Source organism: Streptomyces sp. ISL-12, assembly GCF_018614415.1.
In the GTDB taxonomy this organism is placed as follows: Bacteria; Actinomycetota; Actinomycetes; order Streptomycetales; family Streptomycetaceae; genus Streptomyces.
Map to the genome: position 1 here is coordinate 1 of NZ_JAGGOO010000165.1, position 15,294 is coordinate 15,294.

The window sequence follows — 15,294 nt, forward strand, 5'->3', positions numbered from 1 at the left end:
CCCCGCCACCGCCACCGCCGTCTCCGCCCCCTCCCCCGCCGCCACGGCGGCCGCGTCGGCCGAGGCGGCCCGAAGGCGGGGAGTGACCACGCCGCTGTCGCCGCAGCGACAGGTTCACGCCACCGGACCGACACCGAGAGTTCCGTGTCCGCCAGACGGACCTCGGGCGCGTCCGGTACGGGACGCCGGATACCGTAGGAACACCATGAGCGCTACGCAGACCTCTGACGTCCCCACGCTTCTCGTCAAGATCTTCGGCAAGGACCAGCCGGGCATCACGGCGGGCCTCTTCGATACCCTCGCCGCCTTCTCCCTCGACGTCGTCGACATCGAGCAGGTCGTCACCCGTGGCCGGATGGTGCTGTGCGCGCTCGTGACGCAGCCGCCGCGGGAGCTGGAGGGCAAGCTGCGGGCCACCGTCCACAGCTGGGCGGAGTCGGTGAGGATGCAGGCCGAGATCATCTCCGGCACCGGCGACAACCGGCCGCGCGGCCTCGGCCGCTCCCTGGTCACGGTGCTCGGCCACCCGCTCACCGCGGAGGCGACGGCCCAGGTCACCGCCCGGATCACCAAGGCCGGCGGCAACATCGACCGGATCTTCCGGCTGGCGAAGTATCCGGTGACGGCGGTCGAGTTCGCCGTGTCCGGTGTGGAGACCGAGCCGTTGCGGACCGCGCTGGTGACGGACGCGGCGGCGCTGGGCGTCGACATAGCGGTGGTCGCCGCCGGACTGCACCGGCGGGCGCAGCGGCTGGTCGTCATGGACGTGGACTCGACGGTCATCCAGGACGAGGTGATCGAGCTCTTCGCCGCGCACGCCGGCTGTGAGGCCGAGGTCGCCGAGGTGACGGCCGCCGCCATGCGCGGGGAGCTGGACTTCGAACAGTCGCTGCACGCGCGCGTGGCGCTGCTGGAGGGTCTGGACGCCTCGGTCGTGGACAAGGTGCGCAGCGAGGTGCGGCTGACGCCGGGGGCGCGCACCCTGATCCGTACGCTGAAGCGGCTCGGCTACCAGGTGGGCGTCGTCTCGGGCGGGTTCACCCAGGTCACCGATGATTTGAAGGAGCGGCTGGGGCTGGACTTCGCCCAGGCCAACACCCTGGAGATAGTCGACGGGAAGCTGACCGGACGGGTCACCGGGGAGATCGTGGACCGGGCGGGCAAGGCGCGGCTGCTGCGCCGGTTCGCCGCGGAGGCGGGCGTACCGCTGTCGCAGACCGTGGCGATCGGGGACGGCGCCAATGACCTGGACATGCTGAACGCGGCCGGGCTCGGGGTGGCCTTCAACGCCAAGCCGGTGGTGCGGCAGGCCGCGCACACCGCGGTGAACGTCCCGTTCCTGGACACCGTCCTGTACCTGCTGGGCATCACCCGCGAGGAGATCGAGGCGGCGGACACCCTCGACCAGCAGCTCCTCGACCGGGCCGGGGACGAGGACCGGGCCGGGGACGGGGACCGGGCCACGGACGAGAGCCGGGCCGGGGACGAGAGCCGGGCCGGGGACGAGGACCGCTGAGCACGCCGGGAGCGTGAGGGCCCGGTACCGGTCAGGGGTCGGCAGCGGGCCCGTCGGGGTCGGACGAGGCGGGGTCAGTCGGCGGGGGCCCAGTAGTCCCGCAGGGTGGCGACGCCGGGCTCCAGGGACTTCCAGGGGCCCGTGAAGGACAGCACCGCGAAGGCGGCGGCGGGGAAGCCCCGGCCCGCCATCCGCTCGCGGACGTCGCCCTCGGCCGAGCCGGCCAGGATCTCGGTGAGCCCCTGCACGCCCGGGTTGTGGCCGATCAGCAGGACGTTGCCCAGGTCGTCGGGGGTCTCGTTGAGTACGGCGATCAGCTCGCCCGGCGAAGCGTCGTAGATCCGCTCCTCGTAGACCGTCTTCGGGCGGTGCGGGAACTCCTGGACGGCGAGCTTCCAGGTCTCGCGGGTCCTGACAGCGGTGGAGCACAGGGCCAGGTCGAACGAGAGGCCGCTGTCGGTGAGGCGGCGTCCGGCCTCCGCGGCGTCCTTGCGTCCCCGCTCGGCAAGCGGTCGCTCATGGTCGGACACCGGCGGCCAGTCGGCTTTCGCATGCCGGAAAAGGACAATACTGCGGGGTTCTGCGACGCTCATGCCCTCCAGCTTCGCATGAAACAGGCCACGGGGCGCAGGGAGTTGGCTCGCGGATTCCGGGTCTTCCGGGTCGCGGAGCAGCTCGGGGCCGTCCGGCTCGGTCCGCCCCGGTCCGGGGAGGGCGGGTCAGCGTCCCATCAGGTGCCGGGCCTGCTCCAGAAGGTGGGCGAGGGCGGGCTGGCCGGCGGCGGCGTGGGCCTCCGACGGGTCGAGTATCAGCCCGAGCAGCAGGACGAAGGCCAGGGTCGGCAGGGCCAGCGCCCACCAGGGCAGCCGGATGTCGGCGTCGCCGCCGGAGACCGGGCGGGGGTGGGTGTGCGTGGGGGTCGACATGCGTGCCTCCGCGGGTCTTCGGCGTCCCCTGGTCCGTGGTCCGTACTGCGCCGCTCCCCCGTCACCAGGGAATTCGCGGTCACATCACGAAGGTACGGAATCCGAGGGCACCGTCCCATCCGGTGACCCACCCACTCGACCCTGAGTCTCACCCCCTAGGGGACCGGGGGCTAACCCCACCCCTCCGGAGCCGCGGCCGGTGTCACGGGGAGGCGATCGTCGCCACGATGCCGATGATCACGAAGATCGCGAGGAACGAGCCGAAGACGATCAGCATCTTCTTCTGGCCGTTCTTGGGGTTCGGGTCGAGGACTGGCATGCGACCAGTTTCGCACCCGTGGCCGGCGGCCCGGTCAGCGGGCCGCCTCCTCCTCCACCGTACGGTTGCGGCCCGCCAGGACGCCGGCCGCCATCTGCGGCACCATCAGGGCGCTCATCAGCGCGATCGGCAGGCCCCAGCCGCCGCTGTGCTGGTAGAGCACGCCCACCAGGAGCGGCCCGGGGATCGAGATCAGATAGCCGGTGCTCTGCGCGAAGGCCGAGAGCTGGGCGACGCCCGGGCCCGTCTTCGCCCGCATCCCGACCATGGTCAGGGCCAGCGGGAAGGCGCAGTTGGAGACGCCGAGCAGCAGGGCCCAGGCCCAGGCGCCGCCGGCGGGCGCGAGGTAGAGGCCGGCGTACCCGGCGAGGCCGCAGACGCCGAGGACGAGCACCATCGGGCCCTGGTGGGGCAGCCGGGTCGCCACGCGCGGGATGACGAAGGCCAGCGGTATGCCCATCGCCATGGTGACGGCCAGGAGCACTCCGGCGGTGCCGGCGGAGACGCCCGCGTCCCGGAAGATCTGCGCCATCCAGCCCATGGTGATGTAGGCGGCGGTGGCCTGGAGTCCGAAGAAGGCGGCCAGCGCCCAGGCGGTACGGCTGCGGGTGATGCGCAGCGCGGGTCGCTCGGCGGGCTCTGCGGAAGCGGCAGCGGAAGCAGAAGAGGCAGCGGCAGCGGCAGCGGCAGCGGCAGCAGTAGCGGTAGCGCCAGCCGCCGTGGGCGCCGCGCCCCGGTCCCGTACGAACGGCAGCCAGGGCAGGACGGCCACCGCCGCCAGCGCGGCCCACACCGCGAGGCCGGGCTGCCAGTCGCCGCCCAGCGCGTCGGTCACCGGCACGGTCGCCGCGGCGGCGATCGAGGTGCCGCAGGCCAGGGCCATCGAGTACAGGCCGGTCATGGACCCGACCCGGTCGGGGAACCAGCGCTTGACGATGACCGGCATCAGGACGTTGCTGACCGCGATGCCCATCAGCGCCAGCGCGGTGGCGACCAGGAACCCGGCCGTGCCCCCTGCGTACGGGCGGATCAGCAGTCCGGCGGTGAGGGCGGCCATGCCGGCGCAGACCACCGCGCCGGGCCCGAAGCGGCGGGCGAGCCGCGGGGCGGTGACGCCGAAGACGGCGAAGCAGAGCGGCGGCACGGAGGTGAGCAGTCCGGCCACGCTGCCGCTCATGCCGAGCCCGTCGCGGACCTCCTCCAGGAGCGCGCCGAGGCTGGTGATCGCGGGACGCAGATTGACCGCGGTCAGCACGATGCCGAGGACGAGCAGACGGGTCGTCCACGGCGTCCACGCGCGCGTACCGGTCCGTCCGGGCCCCGGGCCCGCTTCGTGCCGGGTGGGCGGGGCGGCGGGCTTCAGCGTCCGTATGTCCTCACTAGCCATGAGGCCCATCATAGAATCATAGGATGATTGATTGTCCACTCCCCGAAGGTGAGCCATGCCCCTGAGCCACCCCCACCGTTCGGCCCTGTCCGAACAGGTCATCGCCGCGCTCCGCCAGCAGATCACCTCGGGTGAGTGGCCGGTGGGCTCCCGCATCCCGACCGAGCCCGAGCTGGTCGAGCAGCTGGGGGTCGCCCGGAACACCGTCCGCGAGGCGGTCCGCGCGCTGGCGCACAACGGGCTGCTGGACATCCGCCAGGGCTCCGGCACGTACGTCGCCGCCACCAGCGAGCTGGCCGGCGTGATGCACCGCCGTTTCGCCGGCGCCGACCCCCGGCACATCGCCGAGCTGCGCTCCACGCTGGAGTCGGCCGCGGCCCGGCTGGCCGCCGAGCGGCGCACCGAGAAGGACCTCAAGCAGCTGGACGCGCTGCTGGTGCGCCGCGCGGAGGCGTGGGAGTCGGGCGACGCCGAGGCGTTCGTGACGGCGGACGCCACCTTCCACCTGGCCGTGGTGGCCGCCTCGCACAACGAGGTGATGACCGCGATGTACGCGGACCTGGGCGAGGTGATGCGGGACTGGCTGCGCGAGGACATCGGCGCGGAGCTGACCCCGGAGTCGCACATGGACCACACCGGCCTGGTGGACGCGATCCGCGCGGGCGACGCCGGGACGGCCGAGCGGGAGGCGGCGGGCTACCCGTTGGTGTGCCGCCCGGGTCGGGTCAGTCCGGACGCCGGTGACTGACCCAGGCCGCGCCGATCTCCTTCCAGCAGCGCCCGGTCAGCCGTACGGTCTGCGCGGGCCCCGCCGCCACGGGGGCGCTGTCGCTGTCCAGGTCCCACCAACGGACGCACTCGACGTGCAGGCTGACGCGGTCGGGGTCCGGATAGGGGTTGTGGCAGTACGCGGTCACCCTGGAGCCGCTGTGCCGGATGCGGCATTCGGCGCCGAAGGGCCGCGCGGGCCTGGCTTCCTCGCTACGGCTCTGTACGCGCGCGTGCGACACCGTCTCGTACGGCAGGGCGAGCCCGAAGGCGGCGACGACGGCGGCGGCGGCCAGGCGGCGGGCGAAACGCACAGGCGGACCCCCTCGGCCGGGACGGGTCGGAAAGCGCGGGGTGGAGTCGTCTCCCAGCGTGCGCCGTCGGCACTCCGGCCGCCCGGTCGGCTGGGCCGGACGGGTGAGCCTGCCGGGTGACACGCGAAGGGCCCGCGCCCTTGCGGACGCGGGCCCTTCGGCAAGCGGGGTGTCAGGCGCCGATGGCGTGCAGACCGCCGTCGACGTGGATGATCTCGCCGGTGGTCTTCGGGAACCAGTCGCTGAGCAGCGCGACGACGCCGCGGCCGGCCGGCTCCGGGTCGCTCAGGTTCCACTCCAGCGGGGAGCGGTGGTCCCACACGGAGGCCAGGTCGCTGAAGCCCGGGATGGACTTGGCGGCCATCGAGCCGAGCGGGCCGGCCGAGATGAGGTTGGACCGCACGTTCTGCTTGCCCAGGTCACGGGCGAGGTAGCGGCTGGTGGCCTCCAGGGCGGCCTTGGCCGGGCCCATCCAGTCGTACTGCGGCCAGGCGTACTGGGCGTCGAAGGTGAGGCCGACGACGGAGCCGCCGTTCTGCATCAGCGGCAGGCAGGCCATGGTGAGCGACTTCAGGGAGAACGCCGAGACGTGCATGGCCGTGGCCACCGACTCGAACGGCGTGTTGAGGAAGTTGCCGCCGAGCGCGTCCTGCGGCGCGAAGCCGATGGAGTGCACCACGCCGTCCAGGCCGCCCAGCTCCTCGCCGACGACGTCGGCCAGGCGCCGGAGGTGCTCGTCGTTGGTGACGTCCAGCTCGATGACCTTGGTGGGCTTGGGCAGCTTCTTGGCGATGCGCTCGGTCAGCGTGGGCCGAGGGAACGCGGTCAGGATGACCTCGGCGCCCTGCTCCTGGGCCAGCTTGGCGGTGTGGAAGGCGATGGACGCCTCCGTCAGCACGCCGGTGATCAGGACGCGCTTGCCCTCGAGAATTCCGCTCATGGTGATCAGTGACCCATTCCCAGTCCGCCGTCAACGGGAATGACGGCTCCAGTGATGTACGAGGCGTCGTCCGACGCGAGGAACCGCACCGTCGCGGCGATCTCCTCCGGCTGCGCGTACCGGCCCAGCGGCACCTGCGAGACGATGCCCGCGCGCTGCTCGTCGGTGAGCACCTTGGTCATGTCGGTGTCGACGAAGCCGGGTGCGACGACGTTGAAGGTGATGTTGCGCGACCCCAGCTCACGGGCGAGGGAGCGCGCGAAGCCGACCAGGCCGGCCTTGGAGGCGGCGTAGTTGGCCTGCCCCGCCGAGCCGAGCAGTCCGACGACGGACGAGATGAGCACCACGCGGCCCTTCTTGGCGCGCAGCATGCCGCGGTTGGCCCGCTTGACGACGCGGAAGGTGCCGGTCAGGTTCGTGTCGAGGACGGAGGTGAAGTCCTCCTCGGACATGCGCATCAGGAGCTGGTCCTTGGTCACGCCGGCGTTGGCGACGAGGACCTCGACGTTGCCGTGCGCCTCCTCGATCTCCTTGTAGGCCTGCTCCACCTGCTCGGCGTCGGTGATGTCGCACTTGACGGCGAGGAAGCCCTCCGGCGGCTCACCCGAGCGGTACGTGATGGCGACCTTGTCGCCGGCGTCGGCGAACGCGCGGGCGATGGCGAGGCCGATGCCCCGGTTGCCTCCGGTGACGAGAACCGAGCGGCTCAACGGATCACCCTTTCGTCAGTGGTCTGAACACGTCCGCCCGAACACCTCGATGACAGGCGGCTTCCTCGAAAACCTATCGGTCCCGACCGCCGCCCGAGGAATCGGGCACCCACAGTGGCTCACGGACCGGACTGTCGGGTCCCTACAGATGCACGCCGGGCTTCACCGCTCCATGCCGGGCGCGTGAGCGGGCAGACCTTCCGCACGAGCGGTCTCCAGCATTCTGCGGTCGTAGGTCACCAGAGCCGTCAGGTCGTCCCGCAGCGACAAGGCGCTGGCCACATGGATCGCGTCCAGCGTCCGCAAGCGGTCGACCAGCAGCCCCGCTCCGTCACGCACTTCTCGGGTGAGGAGGATCTCGGTGATCCGGGCGTCCAGGTCGTCCATCGCCTTCGGGAAGTGCCCCATGAGATCCAGGGTTCGCACGGTCTCCACGAACCCGAGCGTGCTGGTGGCGAGCGGTTCCGTGACCCGCTGCTGGAGGAAGCCGTCCAACTCGGCCCAGTGATTGCGGCGCGTCATCCACGTGACCAGCGCGGATGTGTCCATGTAGATCAACGGTCGTCTTCTTCGCGCTCGGCGAGCAGCAACGCCAGAGGGTCGACGTCCTCGGTCACCTCGTAGTGCGGCATGTTGTGCCGATCGGCGGCGGTGACCGGCTTCAACTTGATCTTCCCCTGCGCCACCAGGTGCGCGTACCGCTCCATGGGACCACCGGCCGGGGACAGTATCGCGATCACGTTGCCGTGCCGGGTGACCTCGATGGCCTCGCCCTTCTCGACCCGGGCGAAGACCGCGCTGGGGTTGTACGAGAACTCGCGTACGGAGATGGTGCTCATACCGCGCTCCCCTCACAGCAGCCAGGTTGTAGGTACATGACTTCGACAGTACCTACAACGGTAGATCCTGAGCCGTGGGGCGCGAGCCGCCCGGGGCGCCGACCGCGCACTCGGCCCACACCGTCTTGCCCGGCCCCGTCCGCCCGGCCACGCCCCAGCGGTCGGCGACGGCCGCCACGAGGAGCAGGCCCCGGCCGCCGTCGGCGTCCTCGGGCGGCCGGGCCGACGCGTCAGGGAGGCCGGGGTGGGTGTCGGAGACCTCTACGCGGACCAGTCCCGCGGCCCGGCCGTACGTCAGCCGCAGCTCGAAGTCGCGTCCCGCGACGCTGCCGTGGAGGGCCGCGTTGGCGGCGAGTTCGGCCACGACGAGGGTGACGGTGTCGGAGGCGGGGCTGCCGTACGGCAGGTCCCACAGGTCGAGCCGGTGCGTGGCGAGCCGGCGGGCGAGGCGCGCGCCGCGGCGCGTGGCGGAGAACCGCTGGGCGAACACACTTACGGTAACGGGTTCTTGGGCCCGTGGTGCTGGCATGCGCTCAGCGTTCCGATTCTCCTCCGGCCCTCAACAGGGACGACACCCATACAAACGTAGCTGTCTCAGTGCACACTCTGGACTGGGTGGGTAACTCCCCGTGACCATGGTTGGGCCGAGTGGGGTTGAGCAAGACACATGAGCACGGGAGGCACGCGGTCATGAAGGCGGAGTACGGCGCAGACGGCGGCATGGACGGAACGGAGGCGGAACTCTCCGACAGTCTCAAGACGTTCGGCGTGGTTCTCAAGGCCTTGCGGGAGGAATCCGGACTGACCCAGGAGGAGTTCGCGCCACGGGTCCAGTACTCGGCCGGATACATCGCCAAGATCGAGCAGGGGAAGCGGTTCCCGCCCACGGACCTGTCCACACGGGCGAGGGACGTCCTGGGGCCGGTCGCCCACAAGGTGCTGACGGCGGCGGCGAAGAGCCTGACCCGGAGGGCGGGACTGGCTTCGTGGTTCCGGCACTGGGCGGGGATCGAGGAAGAGGCGATCTCCCTGTACGCGTACGAGGGCCGGGCAATTCCCGGACTGTTGCAGCCTGAGACGTACATCCGGGCCATCTTCGACCGACGTCTGCCGCCACTGTCCGAGGAGCAGATCGAACGCCAGGTCGCGGCTCGGCTGGACCGTCAGCAGCTCTTCACCACCAGACCGAACACAGCGTTCAGTTTCGTCATCGAGCAGTGCATCCTGACCCGGCGCATGGGCGGGCGCGAGGTCACAAGAGACGTCATCGACCGCCTTCTCCAGGAGGGCACCCGGCGCAACGTCGAAATCCAGGTCATGCCCTCCGTCCAGGAGGACCACTCCGGGATCGATGGTCAGATGTACCTGGCCGAGACCCCTGCCAACGAGTGGATCGGTTACACCGAAGGACAGCGATCCAGCAGTCTGATCTCCGCCTCCAAGGACGCGAGCGTCATGCTCCAGCGCTATGGCAAGCTGCGTTCCCAAGCCCTGGACTGCCGGGCTACGGTGGACCTGCTGCAACAGATGCGAGGAGCGCTATGAGCACCACCACTGAGCTGACCTGGTACAAGAGCAGCTACAGCGGCGGAGATGGCGACAACTGCGTCGAGGTCGCCGCCCGCCCCGAAGTTATCCACATCCGCGACTCCAAGGACACGAGCCTGCGCCCCCTCGTCGTCACCCCGGCCGCCTGGGCGGCGTTCACCGCGGGAGCCTAGGGCGCGGCGCTCGGCGGGCCGTGGTTCACTGCGTGCCACGGTCACCACCGGCAAGCGCCCGAAGGGATCCCCTCCCGTGCCCCATGACATAGACCCCGCCTTCACCGCCCTCCCCCTGCGCCCCCTCGCCGACGCCGCCCTCGCCCGCGCCCGTTCCCTCGGGGCCGAGCACGCGGACTTCCGGCTGGAACGCGTGCGCAGCGCCTCGCTGAGGCTGCGGGACGCCAAGCCGTCCGGTTCCTCGGACACCACCGACCTCGGGTACGCCGTACGCGTCGTGCACGGCGGGACCTGGGGTTTCGCCTCCGGCGTGGACCTGACGCCGGACGCCGCCGCCAAGGTCGCCTCGCAGGCGGTGGCGATGGCGAAGCTGTCCGCGCAGGTGATCAAGGCGGCCGGGTCGGACGAGCGGGTCGAGCTGGCGGACGAGCCCGTGCACGCCGACCGTACGTGGGTGTCCTCGTACGAGATCGACCCGTTCACCGTGGACGACGCCGAGAAGTCGGCGCTGCTCGCCGACTGGAGCGCGCGGCTGCTGGCGGCGGGCGGGGTCGACCATGTGGACGCCTCGCTGCTCACCGTCCATGAGAACAAGTTCTACGCGGACACCGCCGGGACCTCGACCGCTCAGCAGCGGGTACGGCTACATCCCGTACTGACCGCCGTGTCGGTCGACGGCTCCAGCGGCGAGTTCGACTCCATGCGCACGCTCGCGCCGCCCGTGGGGCGCGGCTGGGAGTACCTGACCGGCACCGGCTGGGACTGGGACGCCGAGCTGGCCGAGATACCGGAGCTGCTGGCCGAGAAGATGCGGGCGCCGAGCGTGGAGGCGGGGCTGTACGACCTGGTGGTCGACCCGTCGAACCTGTGGCTGACGATCCACGAGTCCATCGGGCACGCCACCGAGCTGGACCGTGCGCTGGGCTACGAGGCCGCCTACGCCGGCACCTCCTTCGCCACCTTCGACCAGCTCGGCAAGCTGCGCTACGGGTCCGAGCTGATGAACGTCACCGGGGACCGTACGGCCGAGCACGGGCTCGCGACGATCGGATACGACGACGAGGGTGTCGAGGGGCAGTCCTGGGACCTGGTGAAGGGCGGCACACTGGTCGGCTACCAGCTGGACCGGCGGATCGCCCGGCTGACCGGGTTCGAGCGGTCCAACGGGTGCGCGTACGCCGACTCCCCCGGGCATGTGCCGGTGCAGCGGATGGCGAACGTGTCGCTGCGGCCCGATCCCGGCGGGCTGTCCACGGAGGATCTGATCGGCGGGGTGGAGCGGGGGATTTATGTCGTTGGTGACCGTTCGTGGTCAATAGATATGCAAAGGTATAATTTCCAGTTCACCGGTCAACGGTTCTTCCGGATCGAGAACGGGCGGCTCGCCGGGCAGCTGCGGGACGTGGCCTACCAGGCGACGACCACCGACTTCTGGGGGTCCATGGCGGCCGTCGGCGGTCCCCAGACGTATGTGCTGGGCGGCGCCTTCAACTGCGGCAAGGCACAGCCGGGACAGGTCGCGGCCGTGTCGCACGGCTGCCCGTCCGCCCTCTTCAAGGGCGTCAACATACTGAACACGACGCAGGAGGCCGGTCGATGAGCGCCCGCACGCCCCGGACGAACAGCAAGCCGCACGAGATCGTCGAGCGGGCGCTGGAGCTGTCCCGCGCGGACGGGTGCGTCGTCATCGCCGACGAGCGCTCCACCGCCAACCTGCGCTGGGCGGGCAACGCGCTCACCACCAACGGCGTCACACGCGGGCGCACGCTCACGGTCGTCGCCACCGTGGACGGGCAGGAGGGCACCGCGTCGGGAGTCGTGTCGCGGTCGGCCGTCACGCGGGACGATCTGGAGCCGCTGGTGCGGGCCGCCGAGGAGGCCGCCCGGAGCGCCGGCCCCGCCGAGGACGCGCAGCCGCTGGTCGGCGGGGTGCCGGAGTCGCCGGACTTCACGGACGCGCCCGCCGAGACGTCGTCGGCCGTGTTCGCCGAGTTCGCGCCGGCGCTCGGGGAGGCGTTCGCACGCGCGCGTGGCGGCGGGCGGGAGCTGTACGGGTTCGCCAACCACGAGATGACCACCACCTACCTCGGGACATCCACCGGGCTGCGGCTGCGCTGCGATCTGCCCACCGGGACGCTGGAGCTGAACGCCAAGTCGCCGGACCGGTCCCGCTCGGCGTGGGCGGGGCGGGCCACCCGGGACTTCAAGGACGTCGACCCGGCGGCGCTCGACGCGGAGCTGGCCGTACGCCTGGGGTGGGCCGAGCGGCGGGTGGAGCTGCCCGCGGGACGGTACGAGACGCTGCTGCCGCCGACCGCGGTCGCGGACCTGCTGATCTACCAGCTGTGGTCGGCGTCGGGCCGGGACGCGGCCGAGGGGCGGACGGTGTTCTCCAAGCCGGGCGGTGGCACGCGGCTGGGCGAGCGGATCAGCGAACTGCCGCTGACCCTGCGCAGCGACCCGGCGGAGCCGGGCCTGGAGACGGCGCCGTTCGTGGTGGCGCACTCCTCCGGGGGCGATCAGTCGGTGTTCGACAACGGGCTGCCGGTGTCGGCCACGGAGTGGGTCAGGGAAGGCGAGCTGTCCCGGCTGACGACGACCCGGCACAGTGCCGCGCTGACCGGGCTGCCGCTCGCGCCGGCCCTCGACAACCTGGTGCTGGACGGCGGCGACGGACGCTCGCTGGAGGAGATGGTCGCCGGTACCGGGCGGGGGCTGCTGCTGACCTGCCTGTGGTACATCCGCGAGGTCGACCCGGCGACGCTGCTGCTGACCGGGCTGACCCGGGACGGGGTCTACCTCGTGGAGGACGGCGAGGTCGTCGGCGAGGTGAACAACTTCCGGTTCAACGAGTCCCCGGTGGACCTGCTGGGGCGGGCCACGGAGGCGGGGCGTACGGAGCGGACGCTGCCCCGGGAGTGGGGCGACTGGTTCACGCGGGCGGCGATGCCCGCGCTGCGGGTCCCCGATTTCAATATGAGCTCTGTCAGCCAGGGCGTATAACCTCGTACCCGCACACGAGCACCTGCGTACCGGAACCCGCGTGCGGGAACCCGCGTACGCGATCTTCGAGGAGACACGAGAACCGTGACGGACATCGTCGACGAGCTGAAGTGGCGCGGGCTGTTCGCCCAGTCCACTGACGAGGACGCTTTGCGCAAGGCGCTCGCGGACGGTCCGGTCACGTTCTATTGCGGTTTCGACCCGACCGCGGCCTCCCTGCACGTCGGGCACCTGGTGCAGGTGCTCACGCTGCGCCGGCTCCAGCAGGCCGGGCACCGGCCGCTGGCGCTGGTCGGCGGAGCCACCGGCCAGATCGGCGACCCGCGCCCGACCGCCGAGCGCACGCTGAACTCGCCGGAGACGGTGGCCGGCTGGGTCGAGCGGCTGCGCGCCCAGATCGAGCCGTTCCTGACCTTCGAGGGCGAGAACGCGGCCACGATGGTCAACAACCTGGACTGGACCTCGGAGCTCTCCGCGATCGAGTTCCTGCGGGACATCGGCAAGCACTTCCGGGTCAACAAGATGCTGACCAAGGACTCGGTGGCCCGGCGGCTGGAGTCGTCCGAGGGCATCAGCTACACGGAGTTCAGCTACCAGCTCCTCCAGGCCATGGACTTCCTCCAGCTCTACCGGCGCTACGGCTGCGTGCTCCAGCAGGGCGGCAGCGACCAGTGGGGCAACCTGACGGCGGGCCTGGACCTGATCCACCGGCTGGAGCCGGACGCCGTGGTGCACGCGTACGCGACGCCGCTGATGACCAAGGCGGACGGCACCAAGTTCGGCAAGACCGAGGGCGGGGCCGTCTGGCTGGACCCGGAGATGACGACGCCGTACGCGTTCTACCAGTTCTGGCTGAACGTCGACGACCGGGACATCTCGGGCTACATGCGCATCCTGTCCTTCAAGTCCCGCGAGGAGCTGGAGGAGCTGGAGAAGCAGACCGAGGAGCGTCCGCAGGCGCGGGCGGCGCAGCGGGCGCTGGCCGAGGAGCTGACGACGCTGGTGCACGGCGCGGACCAGACGGCCGCCGTGATCGCCGCGTCCAAGGCGCTGTTCGGCCAGGGCGACCTGGCGGAGCTGGACGAGGGGACGCTGACCGCGGCCCTGTCGGAGGTGCCGCACGTGCGGGTCGCCGAGCCGGCTCCGGTGGTCGACCTTTTCGCGGAGGTCGGCCTGGTCGCCAGCAAGTCGGCGGCCCGGCGCACGGTCAAGGAGGGCGGCGCCTACGTGAACAACGTGAAGGTCGCCGCCGAGGACGCGGTCCCGGCCGCCGAGGAGCTGCTGCACGGGCGCTGGCTGGTGCTGCGGCGCGGCAAGAAGAACCTGGCCGCGGTGGAGATCACCGGCGCCTGAGCGCACGACGAGGGGCGGCTCCCGTGTCCGGCGGGGGCCGCCCCTTCGTCGTACACGCGTGGTGCCCGGACGGGCTCAGGCGGTGTGCCGTCGCCTCTTGTTGCCGCGCACCGCCATGTACACCATGTCGCCGATGCCGACGATGATGATCGCGGCGACGAGCTGGAAGACGTGCCGCCACCAGTCGATGCCGGAGGTGGCGTCGACGCCGGCCGCCCGGGCGACGGCGTTGCCGACGATGGCACCGAGCATGCCGAAGATCGTGGTCAGCCACAGAGGACTGTGCTGCTTGCCCGGAATGATCGCCTTGGCTATCAGTCCGAGCACGAATCCGACGATGATCGCCCACAACCAGCCCATGGCTGCCTCCTCGTACGGCTCTACGTGAGCATTACGGCCACTCTCGGCCCGTACCGCGCGGTGCGCACGGCGGGTACGTCCATATGGGGGACGCCGCTGGGCGTCGCGGCGCACTCCGGTCGCTCGGGGACGGGGTCCCCCGGTCTCGTAGGCGGCGCAGTCGCGGCGTAACGTAAGAGCTGTCCGGACCCGCGACCTCGAGCGGTGCGGACGGGTACGGGTACGGGCCGGGGTGGCTCCGATGCGAGCGGGCGGTGGAATGTGATGCGGAAGCGAAGCGGCGACGGCAACGCCCAGGTGTTCCGGATCACCGGAGCCCGGACAGGCCTGGAGGAAGACGTACGCGGACGGCAGCGCCGGTACATCATCTCGATGTCGGTCCGTACGGTGTCGGTGATCCTCGCGGCCACGCTGTGGAACGTGGAACGGCACGTCGCGATCGTGGCGCTGGTCCTCGGGGTGCTGCTGCCGTACATCGCGGTGGTGATCGCCAACGCCGGGCGGGAGAACGCGCCGGGGCTGCCGACGACGTTCGTGACGGCGCCGACGCCGCCGATGATCGAGCCGCCGGCCGCGTCCCCTTCGGAGGGCTTCGCGGAATCCAGGGCGGAAGATGCCGGGCCTGATCGGACGGCGGGTGTACACGATATGTCGAGTGACCGTTCCTGATCGAAATCCGACGTTACTGAACGGGATTGATCATCCCGGGTGAGGGTCAAGGCCTCGCCAAGGGGTCGAGAAGCTCGCTCCAATCATGTTGTTCCGGTCCCGAATCGCAGACCACCCATGACATACTCGGTAAGCGCTCCGCATCCCCCGTCGGAGCGATGGACCGACGCCGGGCAGCTCCCCCCGTGGCTGCTCGGCGTCGCCTTCTTGCCTTACTTGTGAGACGAACCTGTGAGTGACGAAACGACCCCGGTCTGCTCCGCCAAGGGCTGCCGCAGCGCCGCCGTGTGGGTGCTCGCCTGGAACAACCCGAAGCTGCACACGCCCGAGCGGCGCAAGACATGGATCGCGTGCGACGAGCACCGGGAGCACCTGTCCCAGTTCCTCGGGGTGCGGGGGTTCCTGAAGGACGTGGTGCGCCTGGAGGAGTGGGAGAAGGGCGCCTAGTGCCTGTCGTTTGGATCACGCC

At 71.0% G+C, this 15,294-nt stretch carries 19 protein-coding genes and 1 pseudogene; 9 read left to right on the top strand and 11 right to left on the bottom strand.

Translation table 11 applies throughout. The features are described from left to right. Positions 1–205 precede the first annotated feature (205 nt). Positions 206–1,402: pseudogene (serB, locus tag J7I94_RS35110) on the top strand (phosphoserine phosphatase SerB); the annotation flags it as partial. A gap of 188 nt (positions 1,403–1,590) precedes the next feature. Here the strand turns inward: serB and J7I94_RS35115 are convergent. From J7I94_RS35115 to J7I94_RS35125, 4 genes are all read right to left on the bottom strand, one after another. Continuing rightward, positions 1,591–2,109 (bottom strand): histidine phosphatase family protein, encoded by a 519-nt coding sequence (locus J7I94_RS35115; protein WP_215173947.1) that lies wholly within the window; start codon positions 2,107–2,109, stop codon positions 1,591–1,593. A 126-nt stretch (positions 2,110–2,235) separates the two neighbouring features. Beyond that, entirely contained in the window at positions 2,236–2,442 is a 207-nt protein-coding gene (locus J7I94_RS35120; protein WP_215173950.1) for a hypothetical protein, read from the bottom strand. 202 nt (positions 2,443–2,644) lie between these two features. Continuing rightward, positions 2,645–2,761 carry an SGM_5486 family transporter-associated protein gene (locus J7I94_RS38830; RefSeq protein WP_251076200.1) on the bottom strand — a complete coding sequence of 39 codons (117 nt, stop codon included), beginning with the start codon at positions 2,759–2,761 and terminating at the stop codon, positions 2,645–2,647. A 34-nt stretch (positions 2,762–2,795) separates the two neighbouring features. After that, positions 2,796–4,160: a CynX/NimT family MFS transporter gene (locus J7I94_RS35125; protein WP_215173952.1), complete on the bottom strand. Its 1,365-nt coding sequence runs from the start codon at positions 4,158–4,160 to the stop codon at positions 2,796–2,798. A 43-nt stretch (positions 4,161–4,203) separates the two neighbouring features. Between J7I94_RS35125 and J7I94_RS35130 the strand changes: the two genes are divergently transcribed. Next, complete coding sequence (locus J7I94_RS35130) at positions 4,204–4,896, top strand: FadR/GntR family transcriptional regulator (RefSeq protein ID WP_215173954.1); 693 nt, start codon at positions 4,204–4,206, stop codon at positions 4,894–4,896. Here J7I94_RS35130 and J7I94_RS35135 read toward each other — a convergent pair. The 6 genes from J7I94_RS35135 to J7I94_RS35160 all read right to left on the bottom strand — a co-directional run bounded on the left by J7I94_RS35135 (position 4,874) and on the right by J7I94_RS35160 (position 8,209). After that, positions 4,874–5,230 (bottom strand): hypothetical protein, encoded by a 357-nt coding sequence (locus tag J7I94_RS35135; RefSeq protein ID WP_215173956.1) that lies wholly within the window; start codon positions 5,228–5,230, stop codon positions 4,874–4,876. The genes J7I94_RS35130 and J7I94_RS35135 overlap by 23 nt on opposite strands. A gap of 172 nt (positions 5,231–5,402) precedes the next feature. Then, positions 5,403–6,170, bottom strand: a complete 768-nt coding sequence (gene fabI, locus J7I94_RS35140) for an enoyl-ACP reductase FabI (protein WP_215173958.1) — start codon at positions 6,168–6,170, stop codon at positions 5,403–5,405. A gap of 5 nt (positions 6,171–6,175) precedes the next feature. Further along, positions 6,176–6,880: a 3-oxoacyl-[acyl-carrier-protein] reductase gene (gene fabG, locus J7I94_RS35145; RefSeq protein WP_215173960.1), complete on the bottom strand. Its 705-nt coding sequence runs from the start codon at positions 6,878–6,880 to the stop codon at positions 6,176–6,178. A 162-nt stretch (positions 6,881–7,042) separates the two neighbouring features. After that, complete coding sequence (locus J7I94_RS35150; RefSeq protein ID WP_251076201.1) at positions 7,043–7,429, bottom strand: type II toxin-antitoxin system VapC family toxin; 387 nt, start codon at positions 7,427–7,429, stop codon at positions 7,043–7,045. 5 nt (positions 7,430–7,434) lie between these two features. Next, the gene (locus tag J7I94_RS35155) at positions 7,435–7,719 is read right to left on the bottom strand and encodes a type II toxin-antitoxin system Phd/YefM family antitoxin (protein ID WP_215173964.1); all 285 of its coding nucleotides are present in this window, start codon (positions 7,717–7,719) and stop codon (positions 7,435–7,437) included. A 52-nt stretch (positions 7,720–7,771) separates the two neighbouring features. Continuing rightward, positions 7,772–8,209 carry an ATP-binding protein gene (locus J7I94_RS35160; RefSeq protein ID WP_308114831.1) on the bottom strand — a complete coding sequence of 146 codons (438 nt, stop codon included), beginning with the start codon at positions 8,207–8,209 and terminating at the stop codon, positions 7,772–7,774. Between the two features lie 200 nt (positions 8,210–8,409). On the opposite strand from J7I94_RS35160, the gene J7I94_RS35165 reads away from it, so the two are divergent. The 5 genes from J7I94_RS35165 to tyrS all read left to right on the top strand — a co-directional run bounded on the left by J7I94_RS35165 (position 8,410) and on the right by tyrS (position 13,796). Then, entirely contained in the window at positions 8,410–9,264 is an 855-nt protein-coding gene (locus J7I94_RS35165) for a helix-turn-helix transcriptional regulator (RefSeq protein ID WP_215173968.1), read from the top strand. Beyond that, complete coding sequence (locus J7I94_RS35170) at positions 9,261–9,440, top strand: DUF397 domain-containing protein (protein ID WP_215173970.1); 180 nt, start codon at positions 9,261–9,263, stop codon at positions 9,438–9,440. The genes J7I94_RS35165 and J7I94_RS35170 overlap by 4 nt, the downstream gene beginning before the upstream one ends. Before the next feature lie 76 nt (positions 9,441–9,516). Continuing rightward, positions 9,517–11,040 carry a TldD/PmbA family protein gene (locus J7I94_RS35175; protein WP_215173971.1) on the top strand — a complete coding sequence of 508 codons (1,524 nt, stop codon included), beginning with the start codon at positions 9,517–9,519 and terminating at the stop codon, positions 11,038–11,040. Further along, positions 11,037–12,443, top strand: coding sequence for a metallopeptidase TldD-related protein (locus tag J7I94_RS35180; RefSeq protein WP_215173973.1), 1,407 nt, complete (start codon positions 11,037–11,039; stop codon positions 12,441–12,443). The genes J7I94_RS35175 and J7I94_RS35180 overlap by 4 nt, the downstream gene beginning before the upstream one ends. Before the next feature lie 84 nt (positions 12,444–12,527). Beyond that, entirely contained in the window at positions 12,528–13,796 is a 1,269-nt protein-coding gene (gene tyrS / locus J7I94_RS35185) for a tyrosine--tRNA ligase (protein WP_215173974.1), read from the top strand. A gap of 75 nt (positions 13,797–13,871) precedes the next feature. On the opposite strand, the gene J7I94_RS35190 is transcribed toward tyrS, so the two are convergent. Further along, the gene (locus J7I94_RS35190) at positions 13,872–14,156 is read right to left on the bottom strand and encodes a GlsB/YeaQ/YmgE family stress response membrane protein (protein ID WP_215173976.1); all 285 of its coding nucleotides are present in this window, start codon (positions 14,154–14,156) and stop codon (positions 13,872–13,874) included. A 264-nt stretch (positions 14,157–14,420) separates the two neighbouring features. Here J7I94_RS35190 and J7I94_RS35195 point away from each other — a divergent pair, with 264 nt between their 5' ends. Beyond that, a complete protein-coding gene (locus J7I94_RS35195; RefSeq protein ID WP_215173978.1) occupies positions 14,421–14,825 on the top strand; it encodes a DUF3099 domain-containing protein in 405 nt (134 codons plus the stop codon). 231 nt (positions 14,826–15,056) lie between these two features. Beyond that, positions 15,057–15,272 carry a hypothetical protein gene (locus J7I94_RS35200; RefSeq protein WP_215173980.1) on the top strand — a complete coding sequence of 72 codons (216 nt, stop codon included), beginning with the start codon at positions 15,057–15,059 and terminating at the stop codon, positions 15,270–15,272. The last annotated feature ends 22 nt before the right edge of the window (positions 15,273–15,294 follow it).